This window comes from Erwinia sp. CGal63 (assembly GCF_037026505.1).
GTDB lineage: Bacteria > Pseudomonadota > Gammaproteobacteria > Enterobacterales > Enterobacteriaceae > Erwinia.
This window is the reverse complement of the sequence record NZ_JAKUMN010000001.1, coordinates 516146-543067: the sequence shown is the minus strand read 5'-3', so window position 1 is coordinate 543067 and position 26922 is coordinate 516146. Positions and strand designations below refer to the sequence as shown.

Sequence of the window (26922 nt, the reverse complement as noted above, 5' to 3'; positions counted from 1 at the left end):
GGCTGTGGTTTAGCCGTATGCCATCAGCGTGTGCTGGCAAAGCTGCGAACGCACGCAGTCTTCTTTACCAAAACGCACTACGCCTGTCATCTCGTCCTCTTTAAAACGCGTCAGCGCGTCGCTGAGGCCGGACTGAACGTGTGACGGCAGGTCGCACTGGGTAATATCGCCATTAACAATCACGGTGACATTTTCCCCGAGGCGGGTCAGAAACATTTTCATCTGGGCGGCAGTGACGTTTTGCGCCTCATCAAGGATCACCACGGCATTTTCAAAGGTACGTCCACGCATATAGGCGAAAGGCGCGATCTCCACCTTACCGATTTCGGGACGCAAACAGTATTGCATAAAGGAAGAGCCAAGACGTTTAACCAGAACGTCATAGACGGGTCGGAAATAAGGGGCGAACTTCTCTGAGACATTGCCGGGCAGAAAGCCCAGGTCTTCATCCGCCTGCAGCACCGGCCGCGTAACGATAATCCTGTCGACATCCTTGTTTATCAGGGCCTCAGCCGCCTTCGCGGCGCTAATCCAGGTTTTACCGCAACCTGCTTCGCCGGTAGCGAAAATCAGCTGCTTACTCTCTATGGCTTTAAGATAGTGCGCCTGAGCTTCATTACGGGCGGCAATCGGTGAATGATCGCGCGTATCGCGCGCCATGCCGATAGCGTCCAGCCCACCCATCTGCACCAGCGAGGTGACCGATTCTTCTTCACGCTGACGGTGACTGCGTGAATCGCTACGAAGCACACGTTTGGCTTCACGACGAGCTTTGATCACTGCTTTCTGTCTTCCCATAGTGGCACCTTACAGTTGGTTTCATTTCCCGCACCCAAAACAGCGGTGCGATTACGTGAACGCTTTAGAGGTTTTGCTGGCTTCCTTGTAAGCCTTGACGGGCCGTTGAAATGGTACACGTAGGGCAATACCGGGTACCGGAGAACGTTGCAGAACTGACCAAAAGAAGAGAGAGGAGAAAGTCACCGGGGCAAAGATGCCCTCGCGCTGGGAAGCTATCACGCTATTAGTCTGACGCTTGTGTCCGTAAAAGGACTTGTCCATTCGCGATCTCCGTGCTGCACACTGGAAACAACTGACGCCTGATAATTAAATTTCAACATATTCCTGGAATAATGCAACATTAATTTTACGTTGTGAGGAGCGAAAAGCGCGGAATAAAGGGACGCGTACGCGGCGGTTTAATTAGGTTTCTTTAAGGATCAAGCAGATAGGAATTTATTTTATGCTGAACAAATTAACACAAATTGTTTGTGCGACACCAGGCGACGCGCTGCTTAAAAAACAGCCTTCCGCACGAGGCGCGGCGGAAGGCTGAAGAACGGCTCAGGCCTGAAGTAAAGCCTGCCCCAGATAATGTTTGTCGTCAACGACGCCGGGCAGCACAAAGAAATATCCGCCGCCGACGGGTTTGATATATTCCTCCAGCGCCTCGCCGTTGAGCCTTTTTTGCACGGTGAGAAAGCCTTTCTGCAGATCGTGCTGATAGCAGACGAACAGCAGCCCCATTTCCAGCTGACCGGCGTTAGAGACCCCGAGCGAGTAGCTGTAGCCGCGACGCAGCATCAGGTTCTCTCGCGTCTCCGGCGTGCGCGGATTAGCGAGGCGAATATGGGCGTCCAGCGGCGTGACCAGTCCGTCGGGATCGCTGGCGTAGTCGGGTTCGTCATGCTCGTTGCGCATCCCCAGCGGCGCGCCGCTCTGCTTGACGCGGCCGAAGATGTTTTCCTGCTCGCGCAGCGGCGTTCTGTCCCAAAACTCAACGTGAAACGAGATGATGCGCACCGCCTGATAGCTGCCGCCGGTCGCCCAGGCCGGCTCATCCTGTTCTGCCGTCACCCAAAGGATGTTATCCATTAGCGCGGCGTCAGCCGTATTGGGATTAGCCGTACCGTCTTTAAAGCCCAGCAAATTAATCGGCGTCTCTTTGCCCTGGCTGCGCGCCGCGTGGTCGGAAATAAAACCTTCGCGACGCCAGCGTACGCTCAGCAGATCCGGCGTGTGCTTGATGATATCGCGCAGCGCGTGGATCACCGTATCATGGGTGTTAGCGCAGATTTGCAGCAGCAGATCGCCGTGGCACAGGCTGGCATCCAGCGCGTCATTGGGAAAGCGCGACATAGGTTGCAGCCTGCGCGGCTTCTGCGCCTGTAGGCCAAAGCGATCGTCAAACAGCGCATCGCCGACCGATACCGTAACGGTAAGGTTATCCGGAGAGATATGGCTGCCCAGAATGCCCGAATCCATCGGCGGCAGGCGCGGATTGGCGACCTGCGGCGCTTCGCCGCCTTTGGTCAGAAAAGCGATACGGTCGGTCAGCAGTCGAAAGAGCCTTTTAAGATCTTCTTTATCCGTCGCCAGCACGTCAAACGCGACCAGCATCATCGCGGCCTGCTGCGGCGTGACGATGCCCGCCTGATGCGCGCCGTAAAATGGCTGCGTTTGCTTACGGGCGTCAGGCGACAGCGCGCCGGGCGAAAAGGCTCTCTCCGCAGCGCCATGCGCCGGACAGCCGCCGGTCACCGCGAGCGCGCCGCCCAGTACGCCTAATCCTTTTAACAGCCGACGGCGCGAAGGCTGCGCCGTTTCATCCCTGAGTTGTTTGCTCATTTAATCCAGTCCCAGCGTTCCACGCAGCAAAGCGAGATCTTCCGCCAGCGCCGTAATCGGGCCCTTCAGCGCGGTGCGATCCGCACCGGACAGCTTGTCGTAAGCTTCGAAGTCGTCGCCGCTGCGATATTTTGTCAGAATAGCGTCCACTTTTTTGAAGTTGCCGTCGATCTTCGCCAGCAGCGCCGGATCCGCCTTTTGCAGCTGTGGACGAAGCAGCGTCACGATTTTCTGCGCGCCGTCGAGATTGGCCTGGAAATCCCACAGGTCGGTACGGCTATAGCGCTCCTCTTCGCCGGAAAGCTTGCTGGCGGCGATCTCTTCAATCAGACCTGCCGCGCCGCCGACGACTTTGCCCGGCGGGAAAGCCAGCTCGCCAACGCGTTTTTGCAGCTCCTGCACATCGGCATATAGCTTATCCGCATAGTGCTCCACGCCTTTGGTCGAGCCGTCGGCCCACAGCGCTTTCTCCAGGCGATGGAAACCGGTGAAGGCAGGATCGGCCGCTTTTTTCTCGTAATCGTCTTCGCGGGCGTCGATGCTGCCATCCAGGTCGGAAAAGAGCTCGGCGATGGGTTCGATACGCTCATAGTGGGCGCGAGTCGGCGCGTAGAGCGCTTTGGCTTTGGCGCTGTCGCCCGCTTTCACCGCCTCGGTAAAGGCCTGGGTGCCGGCGACCAGCGCCGCCGTTTCCTGCATTACCCAGGCTTTATAGTCCGTTATCGGGCCGGTCAGCTGCATCAGCATCGGCTGCGCCGCCGCATCCTGCGCGCCCTGCACGATCAGTTTACCTTTGGGATTGCTGAGCAGGCCGCAGGTCATCTCATACTCGCCCGCTTCAAGGTTGGCGGTAAGCTTCTGCGTAAAGCCCGGCGCGATATTCTCGCGCTCTTCCACCACCATGACCCCTTTCAGGATCTCCCACTCCAGCCCTTTCTGACTGTGGTTCTGGATCAAAAACTGCGTTTTACCGGCTTTGACGGTAACATTCATCGGCTCGCACTGTTTGTCGTTGACGACGATCTTTACCTGGGGAATCCCGGCGGCCTGCGCCGCTGACGAAGCGGCCAGCGCGCTTAGCATCGCTGCCGCCAGCGCCGAAGTTGTAAAACGACGTATCATAATAAATCCTTTAAATAGGCAGACAGATTAGCGCGTGACGGTTCTGGCCGGAGGACGTCCCGGCAGGAAAAACAGCAGCAGCGCAGGAATGAGATAGCAAAGCCAGACCACGACCTCGCTGACGCTGGGCGCTTCCTGATAGCCGAAAAGGCCTTCCAGCAGCGTGCCCGTCAGCGTACCGGTCGAGAGGATTTCACTGAGATCGAAAGCCCTCCCCTGGAAAGCGTTCCACAGGCCAGCCTCGTGAAAAGCACGGATGGCGCTCGCCGCCAGTCCCGCCGCGACCAGCAGGATAAACAGGCTGGTCCATCTGAAGAACACCGCCATATTCAGCCGCACGCCGCCCCAGTAGATCAGCATGCCCATGACGATAGCGACGGCAAGGCCCAGGATAGCGCCGATCGGCGGCGCGATACCGACATCCTGCTGAAACGCGGCCAGCAGAAAGAAAACGGATTCCAGCCCTTCCCGCGCCACGGCCAGAAAGACCATCAGGATCAGCGCCCAGCCGCCGCCCTTGCCGCGCTGCAGGGCGTTATCTACCGCGCCTTCCAGCTGCGCTTTGATATTGCGTGAGACTTTGCGCATCCAGAACACCATCCAGGTCAGAATGCAGACGGCGACAACCGCTACCATGCCTTCGAACAGCTCCTGTTCCCTTTGCGGAAACTCGCCGGTGGTTTCATTAATGGCATAGCCCAGCACCAGGCAGAGCGTGGCGGCGACGAATACGCCCAGCCACATGGCGCCGAACCATTCGGTGCGCTGGGTGCGCTGCAGATAGCTGGCAATCAGGCTGACGATCAGCGCGGCTTCCAGCCCTTCACGTAACATAATCAGGAACGGCACAAACATAAGCACCTTCGGGCGTAAAATGCGTTCTCACGCGGGTAAAGAAAGGTAAATTTAAACGATACCGATTATCATTATCGCTGGAAGAAATACAAGGGCCGGGGCAGTTATTTTCACTCCGCGTAACTAGCCAACGCGCGGCCGCGCATTAAGGCGCAGCTTCAGGCGATGATGATGGGGTCATAACCCCTTAGCCGGAGCCAAAAAGTCAGTGAATCCCGATGCCGCCTGCCTTGTTTTCCTTATAAAAAAGGCCCGCCGAAGCGAGCCTTTACCGCGAACTTCAAAAGTTAACGCGAATGGAACTCCGTTTCCGCCGCTTCAAAGCGCTTCACCGCCGCGACGGAAGGCTTGCTGCCGAGCAGGCTGAACAGCACGATAGCGAAGCTGGCGAACAGGAAGCCCGGAATAATCTCGTAAAGATCCAGCCAGCCGTACTGTTTCCAGATCAGTACGGTAGCCGCGCCGACAATAATACCGGCCAGCGCGCCGTTGCGCGTCATGCGCTTCCAGAGCAGCGAGAAGATCACCACCGGGCCAAACGCCGCGCCGAAACCTGCCCAGGCGTAGCTTACAAGGCCAAGCACGCGGTTATCAGGATTGGAAGCCAGCGCGATAGCGATTACTGCCACCAGCAGCACCATCAGGCGCCCGACCCAAACCAGCTCGCGCTGGCTGGCGCCTTTACGCAGAAAGTTCTTGTAGAGATCTTCCGTCAGCGCGCTGGAGCAGACCAGCAGCTGACAGCTCAGCGTCGACATCACCGCCGCCAGAATAGCGGAAAGCAGGATACCGGCGATCCACGGATTGAACAGAATACGAGCCAGCTCGATAAAAATACGCTCGCTGTTGTCGGTGACGCCCGCAGCCTGCGCAGGGTTGTTCTGGAAGTAAGCAATACCGAAGAAGCCAACGGCGACCGCGCCGCCCAGGCAGAGGATCATCCATGTCATGCCGATACGGCGCGCGTTGCGAATAGAGTGATGAGAATCCGCCGCCATAAAACGCGCCAGGATATGCGGCTGGCCGAAGTAGCCCAGGCCCCAGCCCAGCAGAGAAATCACCGCGACAAAATTGAGGTTCTTCAGCATATCGATATTTTCGATACTTTTAGCCTGAATCACCTGCAGCGAATCGCTTAATCCGCCGACCGCGAAAATAACCATCACCGGCGTCAGGATCAGGGCGAAGAACATCAGTCCGGCCTGTACGGTATCTGTCCAGCTCACCGCCAGGAAACCGCCGACGAAGGTATAAAGAATGGTCGCCGCCGCGCCGGCCCATAAGGCCGTTTCGTAGCTCATGCCGAAAGTGCTTTCAAACAGGCGAGCGCCGGCGACGATGCCGGAAGCGCAATAAATAGTGAAGAAGACCAGAATCACCACCGCAGAAATGACGCGCAGGATTTTGCTTTTATCCTCAAAGCGGCTGCTGAAATAGTCAGGCAGCGTCAGGGCGTTATCATGATGCTCTGTCTGCACGCGCAGGCGTCCGGCGACAATTTTCCAGTTCAGATAAGCGCCCAGCGTCAGGCCGATAGCGATCCAGCTTTCTGAGATGCCGGAAAGGAAAATCGCACCAGGCAGGCCCATCAGCAGCCAGCCGCTCATATCAGAGGCGCCCGCAGAAAGCGCGGTGACTACGCTGCCCAGACTGCGTCCCCCGAGAATATAGTCGTCGAAATTTTTGGTTGAGCGCCAGGCCATAAAGCCGATAAACACCATGCCAAGAATGTAGACGCAAAAGGTCACCATCATCGGTGTACTTACTGTCATTCAGGTTCTCCACTTATTATTGTTAATGCGCAACCGCTCGGGCAATCCCGCCCCAGCTGCAACCTGACGACGCTATTTCGCCGGGTTTCAGCCGGGTGTATCCTGCCGTAATCCGCCAGCCCGTACAACACCTGCTAACGGTTTAACACACTCGTTACATAAAATTCACCTTCCATCTTCCGTGTTGATTCGACAGGTTGCACTGGATCACAGTCTCACTGGTTACACCTGCCGTAAAACCCCTTTAAAACCAGGTTTTACCGCGATTCGTAAATCTGGCCGAATTCTTGCAGCAATATCCGTGCCGCTTTTGTAAAAGCGCGTTTTCGTACTCTGGAATCAGGGTCACATTTAACAAGGTTGCACAAAGTTGCAACTTAAGTGATATTGCTTGCCAGATCTGTTTTGACTATTTGCAAGGAGTTTGAAGGCATGGGCACAACCACTATGGGCGTTAAGCTGGACGAGGCCACGCGCGAGCGCATCAGACAGGCCGCGGGCCAGATTGACCGCACCCCGCACTGGCTGATTAAACAGGCTATTTTTAACTATCTGGAACAGCTGGAGAGAGGCGACGCCCTGCCGGAATTCCCTTTGCAGGCAGCCGCGCAGGAGAGCGACGAGGCGCCGGTCGACGAGCAGCATCAGCCTTTCCTGGAGTTTGCCGAACATATTCTGCCGCAATCGGTAACCCGCTCTGCAATCACTGCCGCCTGGCGTCGCCCGGAAACGGAAGCGGTGCCGGTTTTAGTGGAGCAGGCTCGTTTGCCTGCCGCGCTCGGTCAGCAGACCCAGCGGCTTGCCCACCAGCTCGCCTCCACGCTGCGGCACCAAAAAGGTGCAGGCGGACGCGCCGGTATGGTGCAATCGCTGCTTCAGGAGTTCTCACTCTCCTCTCAGGAAGGCGTAGCGCTGATGTGCCTGGCCGAAGCGCTGCTGCGTATTCCCGACAAGCCAACCCGCGACGCGCTGATCCGTGACAAGATCAGCAATGGCAACTGGCAGTCGCACCTGGGCCGCAGCCCTTCCCTGTTTGTTAACGCGGCTACCTGGGGTTTGCTGTTTACCGGTCGTCTGGTCGCCACGCATAACGAAGCGAACCTGTCACGCTCCCTGAACCGCATTATCGGTAAAAGCGGCGAGCCGCTGATCCGCAAAGGCGTGGATATGGCGATGCGCCTGATGGGCGAGCAGTTCGTGACCGGCGAAACCATTTCGGAAGCGCTGGCCAACGCCCGCAAGCTGGAGGAGAAAGGCTTCCGCTACTCTTACGATATGCTGGGCGAAGCGGCGCTGACGGCGAAAGACGCGGCGGCTTACCTGGTTTCCTATCAGCAGGCGATCCACGCTATCGGCAAAGCTTCCAACGGCCGTGGTATTTATGAAGGGCCAGGCATCTCTATCAAGCTTTCCGCACTGCATCCGCGCTACAGCCGCGCGCAGTACGAGCGCGTGATGAACGAGCTCTATCCGATCCTTAAGTCGTTGACGCTGCTGGCGCGCTCTTACGATATCGGCATTAATATCGATGCAGAAGAAGCCGACCGTCTGGAGCTGTCGCTGGATCTGCTGGAAAAACTCTGCTTTGAGCCGGAGCTGGAAGGCTGGAACGGCATCGGCTTTGTGATTCAGGCCTATCAGAAACGCTGCCCGTTTGTGATCGACGCGCTGATCGATATGGCCCAGCGCAGCCGCCGTCGCCTGATGATCCGTCTGGTGAAGGGCGCCTACTGGGACAGCGAGATCAAACGCGCGCAGATGGACGGTCTGGAAGGTTATCCGGTATTTACCCGCAAGGTTTATACCGACGTCTCCTACCTGGCCTGCGCCCGCAAGCTGCTGGCGGTGCCTAACCTGATCTATCCGCAGTTCGCCACCCACAACGCGCACACGCTGGCGGTGATCTATCAGATGGCGGGCAACAACTACTATCCAGGCCAGTATGAGTTCCAGTGCCTGCACGGCATGGGTGAACCGCTGTATGAGCAGGTGGTCGGCAAAGTGGCCGACGGCAAGCTGAACCGCCCTTGCCGCATCTATGCGCCGGTCGGCACGCATGAAACCCTGCTGGCTTATCTGGTACGCCGCCTGCTGGAAAACGGCGCCAATACCTCTTTCGTGAACCGCATCGCCGACAATACGCTGCAGATTGAAGATCTGGTGGCCGATCCGATCGAAGAGATTGAAAAGCTGGCGCGTCAGGAAGGCGCCGTCGGCCTGCCGCATCCGAAAATCCCGCTGCCTCGCGATCTCTATGGCGACAAGCGTCAGAACTCCGCCGGCCTGGATCTGGCGAATGAACATCGCCTGGCGTCGCTCTCCAGCGCCCTGCTCAACAGCGCCATCCAGCCCTGGCATGCCGCGCCGGTGATTGACGGCGAAACGGCAGCGTCCGGCGAACAGCTGCCGGTGCTCAATCCGGCCGAGCCGGGCGATATCGTCGGCTATGTGCGCCACGCTACCGAAGAGGAAGTCTCTGCTGCGCTGGATGCCGCCACCAGTGCCGGCCCTATTTGGTTCTCCACGCCGCCAGCCGCCCGCGCGGAGATCCTGACCCGCGCCGCCGAGCTGATGGAAGGCCAGCTGCAGCGCCTGCTCGGTATCCTGGTGCGCGAAGCCGGTAAAACTTTCAGTAACGCCATCGCCGAAGTGCGCGAGGCGGTAGACTTCCTGCACTACTACGCCGGCCAGGTGCGCGACGATTTCGATAACGAGACGCACCGTCCGCTGGGGCCGGTGGTCTGCATCAGCCCGTGGAACTTCCCGCTGGCGATCTTTACCGGCCAGATCGCTGCGGCGTTGGCCGCAGGCAACAGCGTACTGGCCAAGCCAGCCGAGCAGACGCCGCTGGTGGCCGCTGCGGCAGTCGCAATCCTGCATGAAGCGGGCGTGCCGGTCGGCGCGCTGCAGCTGCTGCCGGGCCTGGGCGAAACCGTGGGCGCACAGCTAACCGGCGACGAACGCGTGCGCGGCGTGATGTTTACCGGCTCAACCGCCGTAGCGACGCTGCTGCAGCGCAACCTGGCGGGTCGTCTGGATCCCCAGGGCAGACCAACGCCGCTAATCGCCGAAACCGGCGGCATGAACACCATGATCGTCGACTCTTCGGCGCTGACGGAGCAGGTCGTGGTGGATATCGTGGCTTCCGCCTTCGACAGCGCCGGCCAGCGCTGTTCCGCGCTGCGTCTGCTCTGCATTCAGGAGGATGTCGCCGACCATACGCTGCAGATGCTGCGCGGCGCGATGGCCGAATGCCGCATGGGCAACCCGGAGCGTCTCTCCACCGATATCGGGCCGGTGATTGACAGCGAAGCGAAAGAGAATATCGAACGCCATATTCAGGCGATGCGCAGCAAGGGCATGAAAGTCTGGCAGGCGGCGTTTAACGACCAGCAGGACAGCAAAGAGTGGCAGACCGGCACCTTTGTGCCGCCGACGCTGATTGAGCTGGAAAATGTCGCCGATCTGGATAAAGAGATCTTTGGCCCGGTGCTGCACGTAGTGCGCTACAACCGCAGCACGCTGCCGCACATTCTGGAGCAGATCAACGCTTCCGGTTACGGTCTGACGCTGGGCGTGCATACCCGTATTGATGAAACCATCAATCAGGTCACCAGCCGCGCTAAAGTCGGCAACCTGTACGTCAACCGCAATATGGTTGGCGCGGTGGTAGGCGTGCAGCCGTTCGGCGGCAAAGGCCTTTCCGGTACCGGCCCGAAAGCGGGCGGCCCGCTCTATCTCTATCGTCTGCTTGCTAACCGTCCGGAAAGCGCGCTGAAGCGCACGCTGGATCGCCAGGACGCCGAGCGGCCGGTCGATGCGGCGCTGCGGCCGGTGCTGCTGACCACGCATCAGGCGCTAACGGAGTGGGCGAAGGATAAGCCGGAGCTGGCGACGATTTGCAAACAGTTTGCCGAGCTGGGTCAGAGCGGCACCGTTCGTCTGCTGCCGGGCCCGACGGGCGAGCGCAACACCTTCACCCTGCTGCCGCGCGAACGGGTGGTTTGCCTGGCGGATAACGAAGCGGATGCGCTGGTGCAGCTGGCGGCGGTCACCGCTGTAGGCAGCCGTGCGCTGTGGCAGGATGATGAGCTGCATCGCGCGCTGGCGAAGAAACTGCCTGCCGCCGTGCAGAGCCGCATCGACTTCGCCGCCGATCCGCTGGCGCAGCACAATGAGTTTGAAGCGGTGATCTACCACGGCGACGCCGATCAGCTCAGAGCGGTTTGCGAAACCGTCGCGGCGCGTGAAGGCGCGATTGTTTCCGTGCAGGGCTTTGCCCGCGGCGAAACCAATCTGCTGCTGGAGCGTCTGCTGATTGAACGTTCGCTGAGCGTCAATACCGCCGCTGCGGGCGGCAACGCCAGCCTGATGACTATCGGCTAAGGCGACGGGTCAAACACCAGGGGCGAAGCGATTCGCCCCTTTTTTATTGGCTTCAGATATCCGCCCGCGCACGCAGCAGGCGCGGATAGATAAACAGGTTTTTGCCGATCCCTCGGTTCAACAGCGACCAGACGCCTACCGAACAGCCTGCGCACAGCACCACCATCGCGACTGGAAAACCTGTCGCCCACAGCATGGAGAAAGCCTTGCTGGCGAAAAGATGATGACGCTCGGCGAACAGAATCGCCCACATGCCGAAAAACTCGATAAAAATACGGTGCAGCACGTAGATTTGCAGCGTATTGCGGCCCAGCCAGTTCAGCCAGTCCAACGTAAACCAGCGGTTCAGTACGCGACAGGCGGCCACCGAAATCAGGATAGCGATAGCGCACAGGAAAAGGCTATGGGAAAGGCCCAGCTTAGCGTGGATCAAGGCCAGTGCCGCCAGCGCCGCCCAGGGTAATAAGTTGCTGCGGCGCCATTCGCTCCAGCGCAGCATCGTGCCGCTGTAAAAGGTACCCAGCAGGAAGAAGATCAGATATTGCGCGACGCTTTCCGGGCCCCAGCCGGGAATAATTTTGGTCACGGCCGCATAGTTCAGCAGGATAGCTATCGTCATCATGGCGAAGCGCTGGTGGCGAAAGAGTTTGGCAAAAACAAAAAACAGCCCGAGCGCGTAGAGATACCAGGAAGAGCTCATCGCCAGCAGCATCAGCTTCACCGACTCCAGCGGCGTCGCCGCCCAGGCCGCATTGATGTTTCTGGAAAGCTGCTCGCCCATCACTTCATTAGAGACGCCGCGGATCATCAGCCACTGGATGACGCCCCAGAGAAAGTAGAGATAAAAGAGATTGGTCACGCGGCTGGTAAACACCTGTTTCCAGGGGCGATGAATAATGCCGTTGGTCGCCAGCAGCCCGGAGACAAAGAAAAAGGCGGGCATACGCAGCGGAGAGAGCGTGTTATTAAAAGCCAGCCAGAGTTTGCCAGGCAGAAAACCGGCGGCCAGCTGACTCAGGGTTTCTGCATAGCCTGGCAAGACCACATGATATAAGACGACCAGCAAAATACAGACGCCTTTCAGGCTGTTTATCCAGGCGATCTCTTTCTGATGAGTAGTATTCATTATATTACTCCGACTTTCATTGGCTTGCAGAGTGAGATAGCGATAATTTCCGGCGTCAGGACTTTATCAATTACTGGCGCTTTATTACTGTTAAAAAACATGCACAGTCCTGCTGGTAATTTTATTCCCGCCACTATCTGCTTCCCCTTTCATCTGCTATTCCCGTGTGGCCTGAAAAAGCAGACAGACAAACATGGATCAACAAAGTTGAACAGCGTCTTTTTACATTTTTACATAAGCACGGATTTGACCGATAAGGATTAATCGGGCAGAAAAACTATTTTTCCGACAAGCTAATAACCCTTTTATTTTTCAGGTTATAGGCCAGACAATAATCAAGAATTTATTTTAAAAACGCCGATTAAGGCGTGGATTTTCCCGACTATTTGGCTTAAAGCCCTCATTAGTGGTGACGTGGCAAGAAGGGTTGCAGCCCAAAACCCTGGCCTGACATTTATGCCTCAAAAAAGAATAGCCTGTTTATTTGCCTTAAGGAAGATCGGCGAGCTAAGGTTTTTCTTAAATATTTACTTCCCGTCAATAACTGCTTGCGCTGGCTATGTAAAGTTATGTTTATAAAACATAAATGGCCGTTCGCTCACTGTCAAAACAAAAGCCGCAGAACTTTTTCTGTTAAAAAATCGCTGGGATCATCTGGAAAAACACCGCACATATAAAGACATCCGGCAGCGGGCCGTGCTTTTCTGGCTCTCCTTTCCATAGGTATATATTTAACTCTTATCCGCACGAGTTCTGCAATTAAATTGAAACATCAGCCGTCAAGACCAGCCATTCTCTTAAAAAAATTAAATTTCCCGATTCCGCCAGGTCAATTCCATTGAATGATATAAGAAAAGATTATTAAGCTATCTTTAAAAAAGAGAAGGCGCTTAATTATGGCCAGGATTGATATTGACGGAGAGTAATGAACAATCCGCAGCGCAAATCGCTGAAGCCTGTGCGCTTACCAGCTACAGCTATCATTCTGGATAACGGGCTGATTTTGGCTATCAGCATTAGGGTTTTGGCCTCAGCCTGCCGCTAACGCTAATCAGGGGACTCATCCTGCTATAACGCCACGGCCAGGAAAAGCGCCGACGGGATTAAAGCAGAGGCCTGGCCTGTAGCAGCAGCTGCAGTCGCGGCACCGGGCTTTGCAGGATGCCGTACTGGAACGGTCGCTGACCCCGCTGTTTTCCAAACGGCAGGAAGGAGTAACTGTCTGCGCCATAGGCGCAGACTGGATTCAGGCGTTGAGGAATTTATCCAGAAACTGACGGGTGCGCGGCTGCTGCGGATTGGCGAACAGCGCCTTCGCGCTGCCCTGCTCCACGATCCGACCCTGATCCATAAAGATCGCGCGGTCGGCGACGTCGCGCGCGAAGCTCATCTCGTGCGTAACGATCACCATAGTACGTTTTTCCTCCGCCAGCGCGCGGATAGTGTTCAGCACTTCACCCACCAGCTCCGGATCGAGCGCGGAGGTTGGTTCGTCAAACAGGATCACCTCAGGGCGCATCGCCAGCGCGCGCGCAATGGCCACACGCTGCTGCTGGCCGCCCGACAGGCGACGCGGATAGCTCTCTTCCCTGCCCGCCAGCCCGACCTTCTCCAGCAGCTGCCGGGCGCGGGCGACAGCTTCCGCCTTAGGCTCGCCCTTGACGATCACCGGCCCTTCAATGATGTTTTCCAGCACCGACCGATGCGGAAACAGGTTGAAGTTTTGAAAGACAAAGCCGACCTGCTGACGCAAACGCCGCACCTGCTCTTTCTGCCGGTTCATGCCTGTGGCCGCGTCGATACGAATATCGCCGACTTTTATCGTGCCGCTGTCCGGCGTCTCCAGCAGATTGATGCTGCGCAGCAGCGTGGTTTTGCCCGAGCCGCTTGGCCCGATAATCGCCACCACTTCGCCGGAGGCGACTTCCAGATCGATATCGTGCAGCACCGTCTGGCCATTGAATTTCTTGACCAGCCTGCTGACTTCTATGGCGCTCATTTTGCCTCCCGATCCTGGCGGTTAACGTGATCTTCCAGCTTGCTCTGCAGGATGGAAAGTAGGGTCGCCATCACCCAGTAAATCAGCGAAGCCGCCAGATACATGGTGAAAACTTCCAGCGTGCGCGAGGTAATCAGCTGCGCCTGACGGAACAGCTCCGGCACCTGAATGGTGGCGGCCAGCGAGGTATCCTTGACCAGGCTGATAAAGCTGTTGCCCAACGGCGGCAGCGCCGTGCGGGCGGCCTGCGGCAGAACCACGCGCCGCAGCGTCTGCCAGCGCGTCATGCCGATACTGGCCGCCGCTTCCCACTGACCGCGCTCGATGGCGGCAATGGCGCCGCGCAGCGATTCTGAGGCGTAGGCCGCAGTATTCAGCGACAGACCAATCATCGCCGACGGAATAGGATCCAGCTCGATGCCGAACTGCGGCAGACCGTAGTAGATCATAAACAGCTGCGCGATCAGCGGCGTGCCGCGAAAAATCGACACGTAGAAACGCGACAGCCAGGCTATCGGCCAGAAGTGGGAAAGACGCATCATCGCCAGCACAAAGCCCAGCAGCAGGCCGAAAAACATGCCGCCGATGCTGAGCTGCAGCGTGAAGATGGCGCCTTTCAGTAAAAAAGGTGCTGAGTCCAGCACCAGTTGTAGGCTTTCCTGCATTATTTAGTTACGTCCACGCCAAACCACTTGTCGGAAATTTTCGCCAGCGAGCCATCTTTCTGCATCTCGGCGATGGCTTTATCGACCGCCGCCAGCATGTCCGGGTTGCCTTTACGCAGCGCCACGCCCGATTCCTGACGCGAAAACGCCGGGCCGGCTACCGCCAGCGTTTTACCGGTTTTCTTCACCAGATCCAGCGCGGCCAGACGGTCAACCAGAATGGCGTCGATACGGCCTACGCGCAGATCCTGATATTTGGTTGGGTCGTCGTCATAGGTGCGGATATCCACGCCCTTGACGTTTTCACGCAGCCACTGCTCATAGTTGGTGCCCAGACCAAGGCCCACTTTTTTGCCGCTGAGATCGGCTGGCTTAGTGATGCTGTCCGCCTTATCGGCTTTGGTCAGCGCCTGAATGCCGGAGACGGTGTACGGCGTGGAGAAGTCATATTTCTTTTTGCGCTCGTCGGAGATGGTCACCTGGTTGATCACCACGTCGATGCGTTTTGAATCCAGCGAGGCCAGCATTCCGTCCCATTTGGTCGGTTTCAGGCTGGCCTTGACGCCCAGGTGCTGCGCCAGCGCGTTGGCGAAATCCACCTCAAAACCGGCGAGCTTGCCGTTCTCGTCCTGAAAACTGAACGGCGGATAGGTGCCTTCCAGGCCAACCAGCAGCGTGCCGCGCTCTTTGACCTTGTTCAGCAGGTTTTCTGCGGCGAAAGCGTTGGTCGTTGCGCCAGCCACCAGCGCCAGCGACATCATTCCCATCACCAGTTGGCGACGAACCAGAGAAAAATTCATAAGCACTCCATGTTGAGATGCGGATTAGTGGTTTGTGGTCAGCGCCCGCGAGCGCAGTCAGCTCAGAGGTTGATAAGCGAACAGCGCGGGCGAGCCGCCCGTATGGACGAACAGAATCGGCCCTTCGCGGCGATAACGCTGCTGCGCGATGCCGTCAATCAGCCCGGCCATCGCTTTGCCAGTATAGACCGGGTCCAGGAAGATCCCCTCCAGCCTCGCCAGCAGTTTGATCGCCTCCACGCCTTCTTCGCTCGGCGTACCGTATCCCGGCGCGAAGTAGTCGTCCCACAGCGTGATGGGCGCCGCGGCTTTCAGCTCAAGCAGCGAGGCCAGCTCCTGACGGATAGCGGCTACTTTCGGCTGCTGTTCGGCAACTTTGCGCGATACCGTTACGCCGACAAGCTCGGTTTCCGGCAGCAGCTGCTCCAGGCCTACGGCCAGGCCAGCATGGGTTCCCGCGCTGCCGGAAGCGACCACGACAGCGGCGAAATCTACCACGCCTTCGCTTTGATGAGCAATTTCCTGAGCACATTCTACGTATCCCAGCGCGCCCAACGCGTTAGATCCGCCGACCGGCACCACATAGGGACGAAAACCCTGCGCTTCCAGACGCGTGGCCTGTTCGGCCAGCTGCGCAGCGGGATCGTGCAGGGCATCAACCATCACTACTTCCGTCTCCATCAGATCCAGCAGCAGGCGATTGCCGTTGGCAAGGTAGTTCGGCGCGGCGGTACCGGTGGGATTCTCCAGCAGCGCCACGCACTTCAGGCCCAGCTTTGCGGCGACGGCGGCGGTCTGGCGCACGTGGTTGGACTGAATGGCACCCGCGGTCAGCAGCACATCCGCGCCTTCGCGCAGCGCGTCCGCCGCCAGAAACTCCAGCTTGCGCAGCTTATTGCCGCCCAATGCCACCGGCGTAAAATCGTCGCGTTTGATAAAGATATCGCGGCCCAGATAGTCGGAAAGCCGTGGCAGATGCTCAAGCGGCGTCGGCGCGCCAAGCAGTTCCAGACGCGGGAAAGATGATAAAAGATGTAAGGACAACGTAGCCTCCACAACAGCAAAAAGTTACCCGTAATGCCTCAACAAAAGTAAAAACCATTGAAGAATAAGGGTATGACTCAGCCAACGTCCGTGCATTGGCCACATTGAAAAAGCCCGCTTTCGGGCGGGCTTCTCCAGTATAAGATATCCGGGATCGCAAAGCGCTGGCGTTCGCCTTTTTACCCGGCGGAATCCGGCGAAAAGTGGCTCGGCGGCGAAGCGGCACTCTTTATTCAGCCCTCTCTGCCGTCGCGTCGGCGTCGACAGCCTGTTCGGGCAACGGATTCAGGCCGGGACCGTTCCACAAGCTATTAACCATTGGCCAGCACTATTCCCATTTCGCTTTATGTTTTGCTTTGGTTGAATAAGAAATCAATTATTAAACGGAATTTTCAATAGTGAGAGGGAATATAACATTCGCGCTGTTTAATATTGGTTGGCCTGCACGGCCCGGCGAGCGTTAAGGGAGAGATTGCTGGCAGCCCGGCAGCCCGCACCGGATGTCATCAGGCACGGCGGAGTATGTGTACATTACGGAGAAATACTCAGGGCAGCGACATTACGCTGCCCTGTCGTCCACGGTCGAATACGATGAGAACGTCATCAGCCACAGGCATTTGTTTTTCAGGCGCGTTGAATTGTAACAGATTAATTAACCCGTCCTTATCACCAGGAAATAAGCCATCCTTACCTTTTCTCTGAAATAACTAACAGAATACGTTAATATCCTTACCAGATTAACTGCGCTGCCAGCCCAGGAACTGGTCATATTTACGTAGCGCGATACGGTAATTATTATTGCCCGCATCGGGAAGATCGTTTTCCAGGCACGCATGCCAGCTATTACCGGCCAATCTTTCCGCCGGGAAATTACGCGCTGACAGCATACCGTCAAGACGACGCAGGCGAACAACGTATTCGCGGATCGTGCTGTGGCTCATCTCGGTCTGCTCAAACAGATACTGTTTGAAAGCCATGATGTCGAAATAGGTAGGATTGGTATTGCAGTAAATATCGCTGCAAAAACGGCACAGGGCGGTCAGCTCAAGCTGGAGCTTTGACCAGACCTGGTCGTCAATCGGCTGGTCCATGCGGGCAATCGCCTCTTTATTGATGATCTGCCCGCGGAAAACCAACGCCATACGGTCGAGAACTTTACCGCAGTGTGAACAGTTACTCTGGCTGTGCTTAAAATCTTTCAGATAGCGGCTCAGCGGCCTCATTTTAGTTTTGGATCCCATTTGGAGTCCCCGGTTGGTGTTGAGAGTGCAAAACTGACTCCGTCAGCGCGCTCCCGTTAACCGGGCGCGCAGGCGTTTGATCGCCTGACTGTGCAGCTGGCTGACCCGGGATTCCCCGACCTCCAGCACTGCGCCAATCTCTTTCAGATTCAGCTCTTCCTGGTAATAAAGCGTCAGCACCATTTTTTCGCGTTCGGGCAGCGCCTCGATTGCTTCAATGACGCGTTCGCGCAGATTCCCTTCCATCAACTGGTGCAGCGGGTTAGCCTCTTCATGGCCTTCCGTCACCAGCTCCGCGCTGTCGCCATGTTCCTCACGGTATTCGTCGTAAGAGAACAGCTGGCTGTTATTGGTATCCAGCAGGATCTGCCGGTACTCCTCTAAAGAGACGTCCAGCTGCGCCGCCACTTCCTGCTCGCTGGCCGGCCGTCCCAAACTCTGTTCAACGCGATGCATGGCGCTGGCCACTTCTCGCGCATTGCGGCGCACGCTGCGGGGCGCCCAGTCGCGGCTGCGCAGCTCGTCCAGCATGGCGCCGCGAATACGCTGTACGGCGTAAGTGGTGAAAGCCGTACCCTGCAGCGCATCGTAACGCTCGACGGCGTTCAGCAGCCCAATGCCGCCCGCCTGCAAGAGATCGTCCAGCTCGACGCTGGCGGGCAGCCTGACCTGTAGGCGCAGCGCCTCATGACGCACCAGCGGCACATAGCGCTGCCACAGCGAGTTTTTATCCATCACGCCACCGACGGTATATAGATCGTTCACTATGACTATCCTGCGTTAGTTAAGTTATCGGCATGATTATCTGTTTCTGTAGTACGGATTGATTGGCGGAATAGCGGTAAAAAAGACGGGTTATTTCATTTTTGTGGAAAAAAGCGGCATTGGACGCCGCTTTTTACAGAAAGCTAACGCAACCTTAGCAGTCTCTGGCGTGTCGCCACAGGCACCTGCTCCCATAGCGCACAGGTCTTGCCGGCCAGTTCCTGATAAGCGGTGCTTAACTCTTCATCCATCGGCAGGCTGTGGCGGAAAGCGACTCTGCCGGTCGCGCCGTCGATCAGCAGCAAATGGCTGGCAAACAGCCGCTGCAGGTCGCTGCGCAGAAACAGGCCGTTGTCCACGCTGTTGTCTTTGAGCACGCCGTTTTCGTTCTCTTCCGTCACGATATGGCAGGCTTCCACCCAGGGATGGGTGGCGTGTTCATGCACTTTCGTGCCGGTAATGACGCAGGCGCCGTAGCGTTCACGCACCGCCGAGATAAATGACTGCTGGCTGATACGCTGCCAGAGGCGCGCCTTGACGCGGCGGCCTACCTGAGTGCCCGGCATCACGCCTGCGGTTGGCGGCAGCAGCGGCGAGCTGAGCACCACCAGAAACTGAAGCTGGCGGGCATACTCGAAACAGGGACGCGACTGAGCGTCATAAAGCTGCCAGTACTCTTCCTCCTCATCGGTGCGCAGCAGGCTGAGGGTGAAGCCGCGCTGCGCCATCAGGCTTTGCGCCATAATAGAGGCCGGGTCGAGCATCGCCACCACTTTGCTTTCGCCCATCACTTTCCAGACGTTCCACGGCGCCGGCGCGGGTGGACGACGAAAATAGAGAAAGCTCTCCTGCCGCTGCAGATAGTGTTCAAACCGCTGCAGGTAGTTTTTGCGTTCGTTATCGTTGGAAATAAAAAGCACATCCTCCAGCGCGCCGTGGATATCCCGGCTGGCGAATATCGCCCGGATTATCCAGCTCTTGCTGGAGGTGGAAGGACTGAGTAAACCATGAGGCGTTAGGGATTTATCCTCAGGATATTTCTGGCTGTAGCGTTCGGCTATCTCATCGAACGGCAACAGATCGCCAGGCAGCAGGTCGTAATTGAAGCGCATGTCACACTCCGCAAAAAAGATAAAAGCCAGGTATAAAAAAAGAGTATCGGCCTGGCGGGTCAAAACTCCAGCGTGGCGGAAAGAAAGGTCATAAGTCGTCGTCAGCGGCCCGGACGCGAGCAGGTTTAAGCTGCCTGAAAAAATAAGGCCTCGCTATTGGAGGCCTTTATACTGTTTTCGTGGGTCACTCAGGCGAGCGCCCGACTACCCGCACGCTTCCTTAACGTCAGCAGCTCTTTTTTCAGCGCGTCCGTGCCGATTCGCGGCAGCTTGGTCGGCGGACAGCCATGTTTTTCCTGAAAATGCGTCACGGCGACCAGGCCGATGGCGCGCGAAGAGAGCTTGCCGGAAATAGTCGACTGCTGTGGGCTCCAGCCCTCATCGCCCAGATAAGAGCCTGCGTTTTCGATATCCGGAAAATAGTGGTAGGAAGGATGAAAACCCGCCTTAATCACGGCGTAGGTGTGGTCAAGATGCTCTGCGGCGTTGTAGTAAACCTCATCCATCAGCCCGACCTTATCCAGGCACTTTTTCGAGTAGTAGCAAAACGCGCCGACGCAGGCCGGAAACAGCGGCATGGTGAAGTCGCCATAGTCCATGGTGAAACAGGGATTTGGCGTGCCGTCGGGAAGCATATTTTTATCGCCGTGCTGGCTGAAATTGAAGTGCTGAATGCCGGTACGCATCGACAGTTCGATATAGCGCGCGAACACAGAGGGATCTTTCACAAAGATATCGTCTTCAATCAGAAAAAAATGATCGACGTCTTGTGACTGCAGATAGCGCAGCGCGATATTTTTACTGCGCCCTACTCCCTGATTCACCTCATTATGGTGAAGATGGCACTCAAGCTCGCCCAGCTCGGGATAATAAGCGCCGTCGTTAACCACGATTAGCGCGTCGATAATATCGCGCGGCAGGGAGTGATAAAGCTTCATCAAACCGGCTTTACGGTTGTAGGTCACAATGCCTACGCCTGTTCTTTTCCCGTTGATCATATTGCACCTACGCTGCTCTTTGCCATTAAACAGGCTGACGAAGCGCTTTTGCTCCGTCAGCCGCTGGGGTTGCCGTGGAAAATCAGCCGCGCGGCAGCCAGGCTTCCTGCCAGTCAAGCAGGCCTTCGTCGCGCAGCATCCAGTTGCGGAACACGCCGTCACGCAGCGCGTCGCCCCGGGCCGCCAGCGCGTCCATATCGGCCAGATGGTCGCGAATGGCGCTCATCCAGTCTTTATAGCGGTTGGTCACGCGGGTTACCGGCAGATCGCAGCGATAAGGTTCGATATCGGTGCAGATCACCGGTACGCCACAGGCGCCCAGCTCCAGCAGACGCAGGTTGCTTTTACACTCGTTAAAGAAGTTCATCTCCAGCGGCACCAGCGCCAGATCCAGGTTTAGCGTCGCCAGCTTTTCGGGATAGAACTCAAACGGCACGCCATAGTGGAATTCGCACTTCACGTTCTGCGGTTTCATGCCCATGAATACCCACTCGACCTCGTTTTCCAGCTCTTTCATAAAGGGCAGCAGGATCTCAAGGTCGCCGGTATGGCTACTGCCGCCCGCCCAGCCGACGCGCGGTTTTTTGCCCTGGCGACGCAGGCTGTTCAGCGAGGCCCACTGATCGTCCAGCCGGTTCTGCGCCACGCGAATATCGTGATGATAAGGCGCATAGGCTTCGGCCAGCGGCGCGGTGGAGACCACCAGCCAGTCCGCCTGCTCTACCGAGCGGCGCAGCTGGCGCACGATATCCTTCGGCAGCTTGCTGCGGAACACGCTTTTCAGCGGCAGATTGGGAATGTAGTCATCATATTCCATGATGATTTTGGTGTTGCTGACCTGCCGATACTGCTTCACGCGCTCGGGGATAGAAACGTCAGTCACCAGCTCCAGCAGCAGCGTATCGGGCTGGATTTCCGCTACTTCCATCACCGCCGGCAGGCCGTGAGTCAAACCGCCTTCCAGAATCAGGTTGCCCTCCAGCGCGCGGAATGGTTTGATCACGCGGTAGTTGCCGCAGCCGGTCAGATTTTTATGACAGGCCATCATAACCGGCAGCGGCCGTCCCGGCAGCGGCTGCTGGTAGCGTGACTGGCGCGTGCCCAGCTGGAAGTTGCCGCCAACTTTGGTCAATTGACGGTTATAGCTGATATCCACGCTGAGCTGGCCGCGCCATTTTTCGCGCAGCGTATCGAAAACCTCCGGGCCAACGTGGGAAGCGATGCCGACTTCTTCGCCCAGCACGCGGGTCGCGCCGCCCATATGCAGCAGACGCGCGTAAGGCGTCCAGACGGTCAGATAACCGCTGGCGCGCGCTTTGAGCGCAAAATCGACGTCGCCCAGATAAACCGGAAATTCCTCCACGCTGAAGCCGCCCAGCTCGCTGAAGACCTCTTTCGGCACCATCATGCAGGCCGCGCTGACGGCGGTGACGTTAAAGATCGACTTCAGCTGCTGCATGTAGCCCGTGTTATCCACGCTAACGCCGTCGTAAACCGGCGATACGCCCAGACCCACGCCCGCCACGATACCGGCATGCTGTACGCGCCCGTCGTGATATTCCAGACGCGCGCCCACAATGCCCACTTCAGGACGCGTGGCGTGCTCGACCATCGCGGAGAGCCAGTCGCCCTCGACGATTTCGATATCGTTGTTGAGAAACAGCAGCAGATCGCCGCGCGCCTGCTCAGCAGCGAAGTTATTAATGGCGGAGAAGCTGAACGCCTGCGGCCAGCGCAGCACCCGCAGCTGATCGATACCCAGCGCCTCCAGCTGCGCCAGATAGTCGCGAGCGTCATCATCCTGCGAGTTGTTGTCCACGATCAGCAGCTCGTAGCGCGGCCACTGCGTTTTTTCCATCAGGCTTTCGATACAGCGGCGCAGCAGCGGCAGGCGGTCGCGGGTCGGAATAATAATGGAAACCAGCGGCTGCTGCTGATGGGTAAAGCGCACACGATGCAGTCCGGGCAGCAGGCCAGGCTCCACCACGGCAGGCAGTTGACAACGAGCCAGATGCGCAGCGGTTGAGGCCACGCTTTCGGCGATAATCTCTGGCTGCTGTAGCCAGCTCTCCGCCATTTCCGGCACCAGCATCAGCGCATCGGCGATATGGCCGATAGCGTGAGCCCCGCGAGATTCGATAAATTTCCACGCCAGATCGATGCCGCCCAGCCTTGTAAAGTCGGCATTGAATCCGCCTGCTTCCCGTGCAGCCGCCACGTTAATCAGCATCTGCTCGCCGATATAGGGCTGGCTGCGCAGCAGGTCGATATTGAGATCGGGTTTAAACAGGCTTTCCGCAGCCAGCAGGTTGTCGCCGTTGATGCTGTCGCAGTACCAGAGCGCCGCATCGGGCTGGCGCAGGCGATGTTCGGCAAAGACCAGCAGCGCCCAGGGCACCAGCTCGCAGCCTGCCGTTACCAGCAGCAGCGAGTCGGCCTGCGTCTCGCTGAACAGCCGGGCCAGCTGCTGGCTGTCGCCGAGGGTTTCCGTTAGCGCGGGCTGCAGATACTGCTCCGCCAGCGAAGCGCGGGTTTTTTCTACCGCAGCCGCGTCGCCGTGCGTATCCAGGATTGCCACGCCGATGTTGCTGGTTTCCGGCATCTGATTAATAAAGGAGAGCAGCACGCTGACGCGCGCGTCGGAAGGCTGGCGCGTCTTCAGCCAGTTTTCCAGCACGCGGGATTTTTCCGCGTCGTCGGCGATAACCTTGCGGTGCAGCGTCAGGCTGGCGGCTTCGGCTTCGTTAATCTGCAGTTTGGCCGCCTGCGGCAAACGGGCCAGCAGCGCAGCGATCTGGCCGCTGAGCGACCACTGCTGGAAAGCGTCCGCGCGGAAGCTCTGCGTCCACTGCCAGGCGTCGGCATAGGGTTCGATGATCTCTTTTACCCACTCTTCCGGGCTTTGATGAGGCGCACTGCCAAAGTCGGCCAGAAAATGCGAGTCGAGCGCCGCTTCCAGCGTCTCGCCGTTGACATAGCCCGCGCCGGAAACCGTATCGGTAAGGTAAGCGGGAACGCCGGCGGCCAGCGCCTGCACCACCGGACGCGACTGGCCCATCACCAGCTGATAACGGCTGAGGAAAGCCGGCGTCAGTTCAACGTCGCGACGCCGCGAGCTGATATGATCGAGCTTGACGCCCTTTTCTGCCAGCAGCGCGCTGAGCGCCGTGACCGCTTCGTTTTGCTCGGCGGAAATCAGCAGGATGCGTGCCAGCTGCGGCATAGCCTGCGGCGCGACCTGCGCGAAATCGTCGCTGACGGAAAGAGGAAATATATGGAGTTTACGCTGGTCAATGCCTTTCAGCGCGAGCTTCGCATAGGAGATAGCGGAAACGGCCAGGCTGTAAGCCGCCAGTTTGTTTTCCAGCGGAGCGCCGTAGGGCAGATCCTGATCCGCGTAGGCGTAGTAGTGCTGAAAAACGCAAACGCCAGATATTTCGCCTTTCTGCAGGGCCGAGATCATTTTCAGACTCATGTAACCCTGGCAAATCCAGATTAAATCGTAGTGCGCCGCCAGCGGATGCTCATCTTCCATAAAGCACTGCACTCTGCCGCTCTGCTGCAGCGTCTTCAGCCGGCGTAAACAGGCGCCTTCCACCAGCCGCGTGACCAGGTCGATCTGCCAGCCCTGCGTGTGGAAATGATCGACCACATCCATCAGAGTCGTTTCTGTATCGGTTAACCGGTTAAGTTGATCAATAGTAATTAAAAGACGATTCATACATTTTCTCCGCGCCATCTTATGTGGGCAAGACAGAAAAAACCCGGCCGTAGCCGGGTCGACGAAACGTGTCGTGCGGGATTACTGCAGCAGAGACAGAACGCCCTGTGGAACCTGGTTGGCTTTTGACAGCACAGAGGTACCTGCCTGCTGAAGGATCTGCGCCTTCGACATGTTGGAAACTTCAGTTGCGTAATCAGCATCCTGGATACGGGACTGTGACGCGGTCAGGTTGGTCACAGAGGTGTTCAGGTTGTTGATGGTAGATTCGAAACGGTTCTGAATCGCACCCAGGCCGCTACGTGCGGTATCGACGTTCTTGATACGCGCGTCCAGGTCAGACAGGTCGCCGCCGGTCACGTCGAAAGTCGCGCCCAGGCCAGTAGTCTGGAAGCCAGCGCCTGACAGGTCGATGCTGATAACGTTAGCGTCGGTCGCGTCGTTAGCGCCAACCTGAATTTTTACGCTGCCGGTAGTGTCGAAAATCGCCGTGCCGTTGAAGGTAGAAGCTTTACCGATACGGTTGATTTCAGACAGGCGAGCGTCAACTTCTTTCTGGATAGAGTCGATGTCGTCAGCGCTGTTGGTGCCGTTTTTCGCCTGCACGGTCAGTTCACGGATACGCTGCAGGTTGGTGTTCATCTCGTTCAGAGAGCCTTCAGCCGTCTGGGTCAGAGAGATACCGTCGTTAGCGTTACGTGCCGCCTGAGTCAGACCTTTGATCTGAGAGTTCATGCGGTTAGCAATAGCTTCACCCGCTGCGTCGTCTTTAGCGCTGTTGATACGCAGACCGGAAGAAAGACGCTCGATAGCGGTGCTCAGAGAAGCCTGTGATTTGTTCAGGTTGTTCTGAGTAGTCAGTGACATGATGTTAGTGTTGATAACGGACATAATAGTTTCCTTCAAAATCAGTAAGTTTTATAAGGCTGAGCATTTCACGCTCACGGCGTCTGTCACCGTTACTGAAGTTATCGGATGGGTTAATCTGAACTTTAGAAAAAAAGTGCAAAACCCGTAAATCCATCGTCATCATCCGCTGAGCTCGCTGACGCTGTCGGCTTCCTGAGTCCTCTCCTGCAACTGTAGCCATAATAATGAGAAACGGAAAAAACGATCTGGCTAATTGCCCGCGGTTATCCCTCTTATTCTGCCCATTAAAAATTTTCGCCCGGCGTAAACTTTCCTTCTCTGCGGCCGATATGTGTTTTGTACATATCTCATTCTTTAAGGACTCCCTATGGCAAGTGTAAGCTCGCTTGGCGCTGGTACCAGCCTCGACCTGGATTCGCTTTACACCAACTTAGAAACCGCTGAGAAGACCAAGCTGACTACTATTACCAGTCAGCAGACGACCTATAATTCCAAGCTTAGCTCCTACAGCAAGCTGCAGAGTTCTATGGCGGCGCTGGAAACGGCTGCGGCGGCGCTAACCAAGTCCACCGCGTTCAGCGCGACGGCGGTGACCAGCACCAATACTTCTTTTACCGCGACCACCGATGCGACCGCCTCTACCGGCGACTACAGCGTCGATGTCGATCAGATCGCGAAAGCACAGACGCTGATCTCTGGCTCGTTCAGCAGCAACAGCTCGCAGCTGGGCGCGACCACGGGCGGCAGCCGTACCCTGACCATCACGCAGCCAGGCACGTCGACGCCGCTGACGCTGACGCTTACCGACAGCCAGACGTCGCTGACTGGCATCGCCGACGCCATCAATAAAAGCGCCGGCAACGTCAGCGCCAGCATTATCAAGGCCAGCAGCGGCGACTATCGCCTGATGCTCAGCTCGAAAACCACCGGCACCGACAGCGATATGACCATCAGCGTAACCGGCGACGACACGTTGCAGAGCGCCATTGGTTATGACGCCAGCGCAACCGGCACGCAGAATATGACGGTGCAGACCGCTTCGCAGAACGCCAAACTCAGCATCAACGGCGTGGCGATCGAGCGCAGCAGCAACACCATCAGCGACGCGCTGACCGGCGTGACGCTGAACCTGAAGTCAGCCAGCACCGATGCGTCCGGCGAAACCCTGAGCGTTTCACGCTCTATCGATGACACCAAAAAGACCATCAACGCTTTCGTAACGGCCTACAACTCGCTGAAGTCGACTATCGCCTCGGTGACGAAATATACCTCAGTTGCAGCAGGCGCTTCGCAGTCGAGCAGCAACGGCGCGCTGCTGGGTGACAGCGTGGTGCGTTCGGTCGAAAACAGCATGAACTCGATTCTGACTTCGGTGCAGAGCGGTTCCTACTCTATCCTTGCGCAGCTGGGCGTAACTATCGATCCCTCAACGCAAAGCGACGGCTCTACCGGCGCGCTGACCGTGGACGATACCAAACTCACCGCCGCGCTGACCAATAACCCGCAGGCCGTCAGCCAGTTCTTTATCGGCGACGGCAGCAAAACCGGCTTCGCTACCCAGCTGGACAGCACCCTGACCGCGATGTTGAGCACCACGGTAGGTAAAGAAGGGATTATCAAAAACGCCCAGGACGGCATTAACACCACGTTAAAAACGTTGAGCGACAACTACGACAAGATGAGCGACTCGATTGACGCGACGATGGCCCGGTATAAAACGCAGTTTACGAACCTGAGTACGCTCATAAACTCGCTGACCAATACCGCCTCTTATCTGACGTCGCAGTTCTCATCATCATCTTCTTCATCCAGCTAACT

18 protein-coding genes are annotated in these 26922 nt (G+C 57.3%); 2 read left to right on the top strand and 16 right to left on the bottom strand.

Features of this window, described 5'->3' with window-relative positions; genetic code table 11:
- Positions 1-9 precede the first annotated feature (9 nt).
- The 5 genes from phoH to putP form a co-directional block, all read right to left on the bottom strand.
- Positions 10-798, bottom strand: a complete 789-nt coding sequence (gene phoH, locus MKZ79_RS02270) for a phosphate starvation-inducible protein PhoH (RefSeq protein ID WP_336139841.1) — start codon at positions 796-798, stop codon at positions 10-12.
- A 546-nt stretch (positions 799-1344) separates the two neighbouring features.
- Entirely contained in the window at positions 1345-2628 is a 1284-nt protein-coding gene (gene efeB / locus MKZ79_RS02265) for an iron uptake transporter deferrochelatase/peroxidase subunit (protein WP_336139839.1), read from the bottom strand.
- Entirely contained in the window at positions 2629-3750 is a 1122-nt protein-coding gene (gene efeO, locus MKZ79_RS02260; protein ID WP_336139837.1) for an iron uptake system protein EfeO, read from the bottom strand. It abuts the gene before it with no gap.
- Between the two features lie 27 nt (positions 3751-3777).
- Positions 3778-4605, bottom strand: coding sequence for an iron uptake transporter permease EfeU (efeU, locus tag MKZ79_RS02255; RefSeq protein ID WP_336139835.1), 828 nt, complete (start codon positions 4603-4605; stop codon positions 3778-3780).
- Between the two features lie 287 nt (positions 4606-4892).
- Entirely contained in the window at positions 4893-6377 is a 1485-nt protein-coding gene (gene putP, locus MKZ79_RS02250) for a sodium/proline symporter PutP (protein ID WP_336139833.1), read from the bottom strand.
- Positions 6378-6809: 432 nt separating this feature from the next.
- Here putP and putA point away from each other — a divergent pair, with 432 nt between their 5' ends.
- Positions 6810-10763 carry a trifunctional transcriptional regulator/proline dehydrogenase/L-glutamate gamma-semialdehyde dehydrogenase gene (gene putA, locus MKZ79_RS02245; RefSeq protein ID WP_336139831.1) on the top strand — a complete coding sequence of 1318 codons (3954 nt, stop codon included), beginning with the start codon at positions 6810-6812 and terminating at the stop codon, positions 10761-10763.
- A gap of 52 nt (positions 10764-10815) precedes the next feature.
- Here the strand turns inward: putA and MKZ79_RS02240 are convergent, their stop codons facing one another.
- The 11 genes from MKZ79_RS02240 to MKZ79_RS02190 form a co-directional block, all read right to left on the bottom strand.
- Entirely contained in the window at positions 10816-11889 is a 1074-nt protein-coding gene (locus tag MKZ79_RS02240; RefSeq protein ID WP_336139827.1) for an acyltransferase family protein, read from the bottom strand.
- 1246 nt (positions 11890-13135) lie between these two features.
- Positions 13136-13888, bottom strand: a complete 753-nt coding sequence (tcyN, locus tag MKZ79_RS02235; RefSeq protein ID WP_336139825.1) for an L-cystine ABC transporter ATP-binding protein TcyN — start codon at positions 13886-13888, stop codon at positions 13136-13138.
- A complete protein-coding gene (gene tcyL, locus MKZ79_RS02230) occupies positions 13885-14553 on the bottom strand; it encodes a cystine ABC transporter permease (RefSeq protein WP_336139824.1) in 669 nt (222 codons plus the stop codon). The genes tcyN and tcyL overlap by 4 nt, the downstream gene beginning before the upstream one ends.
- Entirely contained in the window at positions 14553-15353 is an 801-nt protein-coding gene (gene tcyJ, locus MKZ79_RS02225; protein WP_336139823.1) for a cystine ABC transporter substrate-binding protein, read from the bottom strand. The genes tcyL and tcyJ overlap by 1 nt, the downstream gene beginning before the upstream one ends.
- A 57-nt stretch (positions 15354-15410) precedes the next feature.
- On the bottom strand, positions 15411-16397 hold the full coding sequence (locus MKZ79_RS02220) for a D-cysteine desulfhydrase (protein WP_336139821.1): 987 nt from the start codon (positions 16395-16397) through the stop codon (positions 15411-15413).
- Between the two features lie 737 nt (positions 16398-17134).
- A complete protein-coding gene (fliZ, locus tag MKZ79_RS02215; protein ID WP_336139819.1) occupies positions 17135-17638 on the bottom strand; it encodes a flagella biosynthesis regulatory protein FliZ in 504 nt (167 codons plus the stop codon).
- Between the two features lie 42 nt (positions 17639-17680).
- Entirely contained in the window at positions 17681-18403 is a 723-nt protein-coding gene (locus MKZ79_RS02210; RefSeq protein WP_125290922.1) for an RNA polymerase sigma factor FliA, read from the bottom strand.
- Between the two features lie 143 nt (positions 18404-18546).
- Positions 18547-19515, bottom strand: a complete 969-nt coding sequence (locus tag MKZ79_RS02205; RefSeq protein ID WP_336139817.1) for an HNH endonuclease signature motif containing protein — start codon at positions 19513-19515, stop codon at positions 18547-18549.
- A gap of 188 nt (positions 19516-19703) precedes the next feature.
- Positions 19704-20630, bottom strand: coding sequence for a glycosyltransferase family 2 protein (locus tag MKZ79_RS02200; RefSeq protein ID WP_336139815.1), 927 nt, complete (start codon positions 20628-20630; stop codon positions 19704-19706).
- A complete protein-coding gene (locus MKZ79_RS02195; protein WP_336139813.1) occupies positions 20596-24234 on the bottom strand; it encodes a glycosyltransferase in 3639 nt (1212 codons plus the stop codon). The genes MKZ79_RS02200 and MKZ79_RS02195 overlap by 35 nt, the downstream gene beginning before the upstream one ends.
- An 81-nt stretch (positions 24235-24315) precedes the next feature.
- Positions 24316-25125 (bottom strand): flagellin N-terminal helical domain-containing protein, encoded by an 810-nt coding sequence (locus MKZ79_RS02190; RefSeq protein ID WP_336139811.1) that lies wholly within the window; start codon positions 25123-25125, stop codon positions 24316-24318.
- Between the two features lie 346 nt (positions 25126-25471).
- On the opposite strand from MKZ79_RS02190, the gene fliD reads away from it, so the two are divergent.
- Positions 25472-26920 carry a flagellar filament capping protein FliD gene (gene fliD, locus MKZ79_RS02185; protein WP_336139809.1) on the top strand — a complete coding sequence of 483 codons (1449 nt, stop codon included), beginning with the start codon at positions 25472-25474 and terminating at the stop codon, positions 26918-26920.
- Positions 26921-26922 lie beyond the last annotated feature (2 nt).